Source organism: Acinetobacter sp. AHP123 (genome assembly GCF_023757925.1).
Classification (GTDB): Bacteria; Pseudomonadota; Gammaproteobacteria; order Pseudomonadales; family Moraxellaceae; genus Acinetobacter; species Acinetobacter oleivorans.
Map to the genome: position 1 here is coordinate 793877 of NZ_CP092454.1, position 11848 is coordinate 805724.

Genomic DNA, 11848 nt, shown 5'->3' on the forward strand with positions numbered 1-11848 from the left:
TAAAGGATACGAACAAGACACTATGGCAATTTCAAGTTTTGGCAAAATTTTAACCGTACTGGACCTATTTTCAGTTTCGCGTCCAGTCATTAATGTCGATATTATTTGCGAAGAACTTGGCTTGTCTAAACCAACCAGTTACCGTTACCTCAAAGAACTAGTGTCTACTGATCTATTAAAACGCATTAATGGGACATCTGGCGATTATACCTTAGGCTCAAAAATTGCAGTTCTTGACTATATATCTCGCACAACAGACCCATTAGTTCAAATCAGCACACCGTTTATGCGAAATATTGTAGAGCGCACCGAACTGTGCTGCTTGCTCACTTATTTAAATGATGACTATTGCATCGACATTCATCATGAAATATTTAAAGACACTGAACTACTCTCGTATGGTCGAGGCTGCCCAAGACCGATTTACGTTGGGTCATCTCCAAAAACGATGGTTTCGCATTTAAGTAAACAACGGATGCAAGATTACTATCATCGTTATCAGCAAGAATTAAAACAATCAGGTTTTGCTGAAGATGAACCTAGCTTTATTCAGCGTATGCGTAAAATTAAAAAACAAGGCTTCTATTTCTCACAAGGTGAGATTGACCCAAATGTTTCTGGCCTTGCCGTTCCAGTACGTTTTTCAAACAAAGAAGTGCCTTTAGCTTTAACTTTAGTTGCCTCTAAAAATCGTTTTGATTTTTTAAATGTTGAAAAGCTCATCGAAATTTTACAAGAAAATGCAGCACTTATTGAGCAACGTTTTATGGAGCTATCTGAAAAAGGTGAAATCTAAAACCCCACCTTATGATAATTTAACCTTTTCTTACACTTTAAAATATTGAATATCTCACAATATTCTCATATTATGATTTTAGCTCCTATTGGTGATTCTTTTCATCAGCAGCTCATCAATAGAAGCATCCCCCTCAGAGGAATAAGCTCATGTTGCCATCATGGGCTTTTTTCTTGCCCAATTTTTATAAGAACTGAAATTGCCGAAAAGTAAGATTAATACGTGGTTGTAAAATTTTTGTTGAACGATTTAAACGGTGTTGCCAATACTGTTGAGTCTCACCACGCATCACAATGAGTTGACCTGGTTGGAGCCACAATTCAACTTTCTCTTTACTTTGAATATGTCTAAAAGAAAATTTTCGGGTAGCACCAAAGCTTAAAGAAGCGATTGTTGTGGTTTTTGCCAAAGATACATCCGAATCACTGTGCCAAGCCATACCTTGAGTTCCATCTTCATAGAGATTTGCTAAGCAAGAATTAAATTTCTCTGAAAGTATTTGCTCTACCTGTTGTTTTAGTTTGGCGAGTGCTTTGTCCCATGGCAAAGAATCACGTGCGACACCTGAATATTTATATTGATAGTAATCATCTCCATACCATGCAACTTTTCGAGCTGTAATAAAGTGCTTGCCATACAACTTAGCCTCGTCATGTTTCCATGCGAGGTGCTGGTAAAGATAGTGAAAATATTGTTCAGCTTCTTCAGGGCTTAAAATACAACCATAGTCCTGAACTTCACCATCGTAGGGTAATAAATTCTCACAAGGCTCTGGAGAAAATAAATCCAAGGTCATACGGTCTCTCCATGTTGCTTTGACATCTCCCAAGCTAACAATGCCAATTTACGCCCCTTTTGCCAATGATATTCTCCCACCATTCCTGTTGCGCGGATCACTCGATGACAGGGAATCAAATATGCAATCGGATTTTGTCCAATTGCGGTGGCAACGGCTCGAACTGCTTTAGGTTTGCCAATTTGCTCAGCAATATCTTGATAGGTTCGTAATTGACCTTCTGGAATGGTCAGTAAAGCTTCCCAGACTTGCAACTGGAATGGAGTTCCAGCCAAATTAAGAGGAAGTTTCTGCTGTAAGTGTTCTGAAAAATCTTGTTCGAACCACTCTGCAACTTGTTGATGCCAAATCGGTGACTGATTTTTCAATTGGGCTTTTGGAAAATACTGTTTAATTAAATCTTCAATATTGTCGTGAGTTTCGATAAACCGTATAGAACATATGCCTTTTTCACTACTTACCACCAACAGCTCACCAAATGGACTGGTCTCAACCGAATAATTAAGAATCACACCTTCGCCTTGCTGTTTATACTCACCAGGTGTCATCCCTTCGAGCTGAATAAACAGATCGTGCAAACGACCAGTACCCGACAAACCAGTGTTTAAAGCAGTTTCTAATAAGCTTCGCTTTTGTAGCAAATAATATTTAGCCTGCTGCAAACTCATATATTGGACAAATTTTTTCGGGCTAATACCTACCCATTCCTGAAACTGACGTTGGATATAACCTGAACTTAAGTTCATATGGCTCGCAACATCGTCCAGACTCGGTTGCTGATCTAAATGTTCATATAAATATTCAATTACATTGGCAATTACAGCAAATTGCCGAGAAGAAAGCATTTGCATGTGTCACCTCCTTAGCACTTATATCTTACATTAAAGTAGCTAAAGCCCCATGACGACCCGATTCTTGCACTTTTGAAAATAAAAAAGCCTTTCATTATAGAAAGGCTTAATCATTCAATCTGAGCTTAAGGTTGCTTTAAATATGGCCAAGCTGCTTTAAGGTAAATAAACATTGACCATAAAGTTAAAATGACTGCTGTATATAACAACGCATAAGCCAACATTTCTAAAGGCTGCCAATTGAGTAAGAACACACTAATGGCAATCATCTGAAAAGCTGTTTTATATTTACCTACTGTTGATACAGCTACGCTCGTTCTTGCACCAAGTTCTGCCATCCACTCACGTAAAGCAGAAACTGTAATTTCCCGTGAAATAATGACAATTGCCGCAAAAGCCATTGAAATGGTTGGATTCCACTGCACCAAAACAATAAGTGCTGCCGCCACCATGAGCTTATCTGCAACTGGATCTAAAAAACGGCCAAATGCTGAAGTCTGGTTTAAAGTTCGTGCCAAATAGCCATCAAACCAATCGGTAATGGCAGCCAACACAAAAATAGCCGTCAAGATAATATGACGACTCATATTTCCTGCTTGCTCACCAATACCCATTGCAGGCGGCCAATACGCAATCACCAAAAATACAGGAATAAGCGCGATACGCGCCAACGTTAGGATATTTGGGATATTCAGGATTCGCCCTGTGGTCATAAACACCGCCAATTTAGTCTTCATGCATCTTGTAACAGACAAAAATACATTCTTCAATATTGTATCTATCTGTAACAGCCACTTTATACGAAATATATGAATCGAGGAAGTGGACTGCTTAGGTAAATACCGTAACAGTTTGCCGTAAAATTGCAATTAAATGATCATTTTGGTCCCAAAGATGGGCATATTCCGTCGAATAACCTTCACCAGCATATTCAGTCACCACTTTATATTTAAACCAGTCACATAATTGATGTGGAAATGGATGGACATAGGTAATGTGCCAAGTTAAAGAACTTGCAGGAGCAACTTGTTTAAACATCGGCAATACACCAGGTGGCCAAATATCCATCAAAACAATTAAATCTGGCAATGTCATTTGACGATTTTCATGCTTCTCTGGAGAGAACCTTGACCATCCTCCAAAGTCAGCATACTGACTTCCTGTAACAGGATAATGACCTTCTGCCCAGCATACATCAAAATGTTGATAGCATTCTGGCATTTGTCTAGCAAAAGGAATCGGTTGTAAATCTTCGGGTGGTGCATAAACTAGAACCATAGGTTCTTGTCGTACTTCAATATTCGACGCACGAGGCACACCAAAGCTTGCAACCAAAATGGTTTGTACCGCGCCATCTTGCCATAAACGGGTTTCAAGTGTAGTGACCGACTTCCCTTCCCTTAAAATTTCAACAGTCAATTGAGCAAGCCCCTGCTGTACAGGCCCCACAAAAGTAACACTACAACTCAATAATCTTTTATTTGGATCTTGAATATTGCCGCACGCTTTTTGCATCAGCAATCCCGCAACAAGACCGCCAAACACTGTTCGTCCTTGCAACCACCCTTCAGGTATTTCAATCCATTCCTTTTGTTTTATTTCTTCAAACAATTGCAGCAAAGACATTCCTTTCCCTAAAACAAAAGTGTTATTAGGGACGATCTTTCCTCATTTTGTTTGGAATGTGAATGGTCAATCCTTTAGTAATTGGCGAGCTATTTTGTCACTCCGTCTTTAAAACGATGCTTATTCATGCAGAATTTTATAAATCGTTCGAGCCATCATTTCACCAAAACCAGGTACAAGCGTAAGCTCTTTTTCAGATGCTTTTAAAACACCTTGAATCCCACCAAAATGAGTTAATAAATCTCGACGGCGCTTTGGACCTAATCCTGGAATCGCTTCTAAAACTGAAGTGCTACGGCGTTTATCACGTTTAGCTCGGTGTTTAGTAATTGCGAAGCGATGGGCTTCATCACGTACCTGTTGAATCAAGTGCAATGCTTTATTGTCCTCTGGCAACTGGATTTTCGTGCCATCTGTAAAATGCAGGGTCTCAAGGCCCGGTTTACGCCCTTCACCTTTCGATACCCCCACCATAAAAGCATCGAGCCCAAGCTCTTGCATAACTTCCATCGCCATGTGAAGCTGACCTTTACCACCATCAATCAACAACAGATCAGGCAATATGGCTTTTTTATAACGGCGTGTTAAGGCTTGGCGCATAGCAGCATAGTCATCGCCTGCGGTAATGTCTTGAATGGCAAATTGGCGATAGTCACGCTTACGAGCACCACCTTGGTCAAACACCACACACGACGCAATTGGAGCTTCGCCCATGGTATGGCTAATATCAAAACATTCGATGCGATCAACGGGTCTTCCAATCACTTGCTCTAACTGATGGAAACGTTCATTGAGTTCTAAATGGTTACTCAACTGCCCCTTAATGGCATGTTGAACATTCATTTCAGCTAACTCTAGCCACTCGGCACGAGTTTCTCGAACATTACTCTTAATCTGAACCTTTTTGCCAAACTGCTGTGCCAACGCTTCTTCTAATTCTTTACGGTCAGGCAATGCAATGTTCACAATCAGTTCATTGGGTACTTCATCTGCAACTTGAAAGTAAAAGTTTGCCATAAAGTCACTCAGCATTTGCCCAAGATCATCACCAAGCATGTCAGGGAAATAGCTTTTTCCACCTAGCATTCGTCCATTGCGTACATACATAATCTGTACGCATGTCACACCAGCCTGATATGCAATGGCTAGAATATCCGCCTCACCTTTGACTTTAAACACAGCTTGTTGTGCTTGAACTTCACGCAATAAAGATAGTCGATCACGGTAAAAAACAGCTTTTTCAAATTCAAGTTCTGCTGCTGCTTGTTCCATTTTGGCAATGAGCTCTTGATTCAGCTCTTTCGTATCACCTTGCAAAAAGCGAATACTATTATTAATGTCTTCTTTATAATCTTCGGGTGAAATCAGCCCTACACAAGGTGCAGAACAACGTTTGATCTGATATTGCAAACACGGGCGCTTGCGCTGCGCAAAGTAGCTATTTTCACACTGACGTACATTAAAAAGCTTTTGTAGAACGAGTAAAGTATCACGGGCACTATAGGCACTTGGATAAGGTCCAAAGAACTTACCAATTTGGTGCTTCCCTTTGCCGCGACCACTAGCAAGCCGAGGATACGGCTTATCTGCCGACACAAAAATATAGACATATGACTTATCGTCCCGCAGCATGATGTTATAAGGCGGACGATGTTGCTTAATTAAGTTTTGCTCGAGAAGTAATGCTTCAGTTTCTGAACGAGTGACTAACGTTTCAATATCATAAATTCTGGCAACTAAAGCCTGAGTTTTAGGATGCTCAATGGTTTTAACAAAATAACTCGATACCCGATTCTTTAGGTTTTTTGCTTTGCCGACATATAACAATTCGCCCTCTTTCCCTAGCATTTTATAAACACCTGGAAGTTGGGTCATGTGGGCTAAAATTTTTTCAATATGGGGACGAGCGTTTTGATTCACTATCGGCAGACATGGCTTAATACTGAATACCTAATGTGATGTTTTCAACCCTAGTTTTCAAGTGCTTTACTGTGCCAGAAGCCAAATTTGGAAACAGATTTGGATATGCCCCGACAAACTATGTCGTACTCGCTTAAGAATCGAGGCGATAGTAGCTATATTTCACATCTTTTTCTTTATAGACCGCATAGGTTTTTTGACGAAAATCTGAGAACCAGCCATTCCCTGTATATCCCGCAATATGACCATATGTGTGGCCACTTGTTCGCTCAATAATATAAATATCGCCTTCTTGAGGACGATTAAAAGCAGGTTTAATTTTCTTATAACCGTTCTTCTCAAGTGTATGTCCCCAGTCTGAAGCTGCTACTGGATGCTTAGACACATCTGCGCCTGCTGCTTGTAAAGCAATGCGAATATTCTTGGCGCATTTCTCTTTACTATGGTTGGCAGATATACTTTCAAGCTTACTTGAGAACTTATGCAAATTAATATTTTGATCTTCAGATTGATGACTTTTCACATCAGATTTTTTATGTTTTTCAGTCGACGAAGCTGCTTGTCTTAACATCACTTTCATTTTTAAATCATCCTGAGAGCTTTCTTCTTTTCTCTCTTCGATATGATGAACATGTGCATGAACTGCGTGATGAGCATGAGCCATTTTAAAACCTACTTCCGCTAACCAGTCTTCGAAAAAACCGCGCCATTGTAGAATCAAAATTGCTCTTTGGCTTTTAATAGTTGTAACAAATTGCCAGCACTGTGAAATGAGTCACAAAATCTATTAAGTACTGTACAGCATAAAAAAACGCCCTTTCGGGCGTAATAAATAAAACTATTTATCTATCATTACTGGGTTAAAACTCTCACTTATAAAGTCCGAGTAATTACCTATAATTGGTCAATCCCATCCATTTTAAATACGATTGACCAAGTATTTATAGAGAATTTCAGATTAATTTAAATTATTTAAATAAACCGTTCGCTCTATAGTTTTTTGGGTAAAGCATTGTGTATATTGCATCTCTTGGTTTTGTTTACTCATTTCAGCAGTCCAGTAATTCGATTGTTTTTGATAAGTTTCTAAATCTTTTTCAGCAATGTCATCAACACTTTTTTGTGCAAGTACCTTACATTCAACATCACGTTTTTCAAACCAATCGGATTGATCTTGTTTGAATTGAGTTTTTTTCTCAGCATTCAATTTATCCCAAGTCTGATTTAAGCGTTCTACTTGCTTAGCTTTGTCGCTATCCAATTCTTTTTTACGGACATCCATGGCTTTCTGTGCCAATTCAGTCTGTGCATTATAATTTTCTGCCGATTGTTTATCATCCTCTACACGACTTTTTTCATAACGTTGATTTTCTTCAACATAAGCCGCATATTGCACAGCTTTAGTGGCAACAAAAACCACTCCTTCAATCACAGTATTTTGACTTGGCAAATTAAATACCAAACCCTCTTTATCTGTTTTTGTGATGTTATAGAAAAAATCACCTTTCAATTGATCATTTTCAAGGGTCAAAGGTGAATCATTATTAGAAAAATGGTCATTGAGTACATCCGATTCTTCATCAGAATAGCGCTGTTCTTCAATATATGCTTTTTCCGCACGCTTTTGTAAGCCTTTAGGAAATGAAACGACCAATTGGCTTTCACAACTTAATTGTGTATTTTTTTGACTATCGTCTTCTAAGGGTAAAGTGCGAATACTTTTAATTTCAAACTTCAAACCTTGATTAATTTTATTAAGGATGTCCGCATCAACCTGATATTGACTTTGTCTTAAACTGCGTTCGATTTGTTTCAAATACTCTTTTTTTAATGAGGTTTGAATCTGATTCAAATTCTCAGGATGCGTACAGCTCCAATCCGAAACTGTCTCAACTTTATCTGTTTTTGATTTTGGTTCTGGCTTAGATTTCCCACATCCAGTCAATATTAATGCTGCATTGAATGTAGTTATTACTAAAGCTTGTTTCATCACCGTATTCATTTATATTCCACACAATTTTTTAAATTTATCAAGCACAAGAAAGGTATATATTTACCAGTCGCATTATCATCCCAATAATTAATATAAAATTCACCTAAAATTTTAAATAAAAATACTATCCGCTCTAATAATCATCTTTTTAAGTGCGGAAAAATAAATGCAAACTATTTAAATAATCAAAATAAAAAACGCCCTTTCGGGCGTTTTAATTAAAATATATATGGTCGAACAAAAATCAGGAAGAAAATCCCAAGCATTAATAACCATTTTAAGAAGTAATACAACTTACGGTTTTTAGCTTTTAATGCTTTAGCTTTAATGCGAATTTGATAAACATAACCAAAAGCTTTATTTAAACTACCTGTTTGGTCACCTGTTTCATTCGGTGAACTTGCAGCAGTCATTACTTTACGACCAAACCAATGATTGAAACGTTCCATCCATTTCACTTTCATTGGACGTTCAACATCTGCAAAGAAAATAATGCGGTTTTGATCCGTCTTATTTTCAGCATAGTGAATATAGGTTTCATCAAACACGACACTTTGACCATCTCGCCAAGAGTATCTTTCACCATCAACATCAATAAAACAACGATCATCATTTGGCGTAATTAAACCCAAGTGATAACGCAGTGAACCTGCATATGGGTCACGGTGTCTTACCAAACGGCTGTCAGGTGCAAGCTCGGTAAACATTGCTGCTTTAATTGTCGGCAATGTTTTAAGAAGAGCTGTGGTTTTTGGGCAAAGCTCAGCAGCAGACGGATGGCTTGACTCGTACCATTTTAAGTAAAAACGCTTCCAACCTGTTTTAAAGAATGAGTTAAAACCTAAGTCGTTATATGTACTTGAAGCTTTGATCCCACCTTGGTCATATAAAGCTTTTGCTTCATCACGAATCATTTCCCAATTTTCATCCAACACTTTTAAATCTTTAAAATGCTGGGTGTCGATATAAGGTTGATTCGGCACCTTTGAAAAGATGTACATTAAAAAGTTAATCGGTGCGAGCAAGGTTGAATGGTCAAAAAATTGACGATAAAACGAGTGACGCACTTTGCCGCGAAGCTGGATATACAATGCTGATATCACAAAAATCGCTAATATGATCCACTTAATCATATTGCTACTCTTTCAAAAGATTAGGGGCAACTTCACCTTATATTTAAGGCAATAGAAACCGGAAGTTTATTTAATTGGCACAAATTTTAACAAAATTGACTTATAAAAAGCGAATGTAAAAAATTAAGTCAAATAATAGGCCTCATATTTTTATAAAAAATAAAAGAACCCTCAGTATTTTTAAGCACTTTAAGAAGTTAAAACTTGTTGTTATTTTTATTAGCTTTTTTAAGATAAAAATTGAACAATTGACTTTTTTGACAAAAAATTAACTTTTGAATTTTCATAATTTTTATAAGAAAGCTTGATAATTCCAGAGCTTTATAAAGAAAAATTTAAAGCAAAACAAAAGCCTTTGATTAGCAGCTATCTTTATGATTTCTTTTATGCATTTAATACAGATGAATTGAATAATAAATAAGATGACCCTTGCGTCACGGCTTGATACAACTTGTCAGGTTTTTTTTAGATATAGTTATCGTAAGATTAGCGAAGCATAGATGTGTACCAAAGCTGTGCACACGCTTCATAACATCAACTTAGAAGTCCTCCAAAACCAAGGAGATCAGGCATGATCCACGCTGGCAATGCCATTACCGTCCAAATGCTTTCGGACGGAATTGCAGAATTCCGCTTTGACTTACAAGGTGAGTCGGTCAATAAATTTAACCGTGCAACAATTGAAGATTTCCAAGCTGCTATTGCTGCGGTAAAAGCAAATAACGATATTAAAGGCTTAGTTGTTACGTCGGGCAAATCAACATTTATTGTTGGGGCAGACATTACCGAATTTGGTGAAAACTTCGCTCAAGGCGAAAAAGCGATTGTTGACTGGCTTATGCCTGTTCATGAAATCTTCAATAGCTTTGAAGATTTAGAAATTCCAAAAGTTGTTGCTATTAACGGTATGGCGTTAGGCGGCGGTTTTGAAATGTGTTTAGTGTGTGACTATCGTGTGATGTCAGAAGCTGCGCAAGTGGGCTTACCAGAAATTAAACTTGGTATTTACCCAGGTTTTGGCGGTAGCGTACGTTTAAGCCGTCTTATTGGTATCGACAACGCGGTTGAATGGATGGCGATGGCTGCTCCTAAAAAACCGGCTGCTGCCCTTAAAGATGGTGCTGTAGATGCGGTTGTAGCTGCTGATAAATTACTTGAAGCTGCAACTGACTTAGTTAAGCAAGCAATTTCTGGTCGTTTGAATTGGAAAGCTAAACGTCAAGAAAAACTTGATGCTGTAAAATTGAACCCACTTGAACAAATGATGGCGTTCAACACAGCAAAAGGTGCCGTACTTGCTAAAGCAAATCCTGCTCAATACCCTGCTCCAAAATTATTACTTGATTCATTACAAGCAGGTGCAAGCCTTGCGCGTGACGAAGCATTAAAAGCTGAAGCTGAAGGTTTTGCTAAAGCTGCGATTACTCCACAAGCTGGTGCATTGATTGGTTTATTCCTCAATGACCAAGTTGTTAAGAAAACTGCTAAAAAACATGAAAAAGGTGCTCACCCTGTAAACCAAGCAGCCGTACTTGGCGCTGGTATCATGGGTGGTGGTATTGCTTACCAAGCGGCAAGCAAAGGCACTCCAATTATCATGAAAGATATTGGTAACCCACAACTTGCACTAGGTATGTCAGAAGCGAACGGCTTGTTAACTAAACAAGTTGAACGTAAGAAAATGAAACCTGCGCAAATGGGTGAAACCCTTGCACGTATCCGTCCTACTTTAAGCTACGATGAGTTTAAAGAAGTTGATATCGTGATCGAAGCGGTTACAGAAAATCCAAAAGTTAAAGAAATCGTTCTTGCAGATACTGAAAAGTATGTTCGTGAAAACACGATTATTGCGTCTAACACGTCTACAATTTCAATTACACGTTTAGCGAAAGCATTACAGCGTCCTGAAAACTTCGTTGGTATGCACTTCTTCAACCCAGTTCACATGATGCCGCTTGTAGAAGTCATTCGTGGTGAAAAGACTTCTGAAGAAGCGATTGCAACTACTGTTGTTCTTGCTCAAAAAATGGGTAAAACACCAATCGTTGTAAATGACTGCCCAGGGTTCTTGGTTAACCGTGTATTGTTCCCTTACTTTGGTGCGTTTGACCTTCTTGTAAAAGACGGCGCAGACTTCCAGCAAGTTGACAATGTAATGTCTAAGTTTGGCTGGCCAATGGGTCCCGCTTACCTCATCGACGTTGTTGGTATCGACACTGGTGTTCACGGTGCAGAAGTTATGGCTGAAGGTTTCCCAGACCGTATGAAGCCAGACTACAAAGGTTCAATCCAAGCAATGTACGAAGCTAAGCGTCTTGGTCAAAAGAATGACGTTGGTTTCTACAAATATGAACTCGATAAGAAAGGCAAGAAAGCAAAAACTGTTGATCCAACAGCGTATGAAATCATTGCTCCTTTCGTAACGGGTGAAAAACGCGAGTTTGATAACCAAGAAATCATTGACCGCATGATGCTTGCTTTCTGTAACGAAACAGTTCGTTGCTTAGAAGACAACATCGTTGCAACTGCTGCTGAAGCAGACATGGCAATGATTATGGGTGTAGGTTTCCCTCCATTCCGTGGTGGTCCATGTCGTTATATCGACCAGACAGGTGTTGCTGAATATGTTGCACTTTGCGACAAATATGCGCACTTAGGTAAGGCTTATGAAGCGCCACAAATGTTGCGTGACATGGCTGCTAACAACAAAAAATTCTACGGTTAAGGAGCAAC

General features: G+C 38.7%; 11 protein-coding genes. 2 read left to right on the forward strand and 9 right to left on the reverse strand.

From position 1 onward, the window contains the following. Positions 1-22: 22 nt before the first annotated feature. Complete coding sequence (locus tag MJX77_RS03765) at positions 23-796, forward strand: IclR family transcriptional regulator (RefSeq protein ID WP_004795045.1); 774 nt, start codon at positions 23-25, stop codon at positions 794-796. Between the two features lie 184 nt (positions 797-980). Here MJX77_RS03765 and MJX77_RS03770 read toward each other — a convergent pair whose 3' ends face one another. From MJX77_RS03770 to lpxO, 9 genes are all read right to left on the reverse strand, one after another. Beyond that, positions 981-1592 carry an alpha-ketoglutarate-dependent dioxygenase AlkB family protein gene (locus MJX77_RS03770; RefSeq protein ID WP_004795047.1) on the reverse strand — a complete coding sequence of 204 codons (612 nt, stop codon included), beginning with the start codon at positions 1590-1592 and terminating at the stop codon, positions 981-983. Beyond that, the gene (locus tag MJX77_RS03775) at positions 1589-2443 is read right to left on the reverse strand and encodes a methylated-DNA--[protein]-cysteine S-methyltransferase (RefSeq protein WP_111855656.1); all 855 of its coding nucleotides are present in this window, start codon (positions 2441-2443) and stop codon (positions 1589-1591) included. Before MJX77_RS03775 ends, MJX77_RS03770 begins: the two co-directional genes overlap by 4 nt. A 125-nt stretch (positions 2444-2568) precedes the next feature. After that, positions 2569-3156 carry a CDP-diacylglycerol--glycerol-3-phosphate 3-phosphatidyltransferase gene (gene pgsA, locus MJX77_RS03785; protein ID WP_004795051.1) on the reverse strand — a complete coding sequence of 196 codons (588 nt, stop codon included), beginning with the start codon at positions 3154-3156 and terminating at the stop codon, positions 2569-2571. A gap of 118 nt (positions 3157-3274) precedes the next feature. Then, a complete protein-coding gene (locus MJX77_RS03790; RefSeq protein ID WP_252060581.1) occupies positions 3275-4069 on the reverse strand; it encodes a thioesterase family protein in 795 nt (264 codons plus the stop codon). Positions 4070-4189: 120 nt separating this feature from the next. Continuing rightward, the gene (uvrC, locus tag MJX77_RS03795; RefSeq protein ID WP_005301786.1) at positions 4190-5989 is read right to left on the reverse strand and encodes an excinuclease ABC subunit UvrC; all 1800 of its coding nucleotides are present in this window, start codon (positions 5987-5989) and stop codon (positions 4190-4192) included. Between the two features lie 133 nt (positions 5990-6122). Then, the gene (locus MJX77_RS03800; RefSeq protein WP_252061307.1) at positions 6123-6653 is read right to left on the reverse strand and encodes a CHAP domain-containing protein; all 531 of its coding nucleotides are present in this window, start codon (positions 6651-6653) and stop codon (positions 6123-6125) included. A 294-nt stretch (positions 6654-6947) separates the two neighbouring features. After that, positions 6948-7991, reverse strand: a complete 1044-nt coding sequence (locus tag MJX77_RS03805) for a DUF1311 domain-containing protein (protein ID WP_252060582.1) — start codon at positions 7989-7991, stop codon at positions 6948-6950. Continuing rightward, the gene (locus tag MJX77_RS03810) at positions 7988-8110 is read right to left on the reverse strand and encodes a hypothetical protein (protein ID WP_080645777.1); all 123 of its coding nucleotides are present in this window, start codon (positions 8108-8110) and stop codon (positions 7988-7990) included. Before MJX77_RS03810 ends, MJX77_RS03805 begins: the two co-directional genes overlap by 4 nt. A 90-nt stretch (positions 8111-8200) precedes the next feature. Then, positions 8201-9115 carry a lipid A hydroxylase LpxO gene (gene lpxO, locus MJX77_RS03815; RefSeq protein WP_252060583.1) on the reverse strand — a complete coding sequence of 305 codons (915 nt, stop codon included), beginning with the start codon at positions 9113-9115 and terminating at the stop codon, positions 8201-8203. 571 nt (positions 9116-9686) lie between these two features. On the opposite strand from lpxO, the gene fadB reads away from it, so the two are divergent. Then, on the forward strand, positions 9687-11840 hold the full coding sequence (gene fadB / locus MJX77_RS03820) for a fatty acid oxidation complex subunit alpha FadB (protein ID WP_252060584.1): 2154 nt from the start codon (positions 9687-9689) through the stop codon (positions 11838-11840). Positions 11841-11848 lie beyond the last annotated feature (8 nt).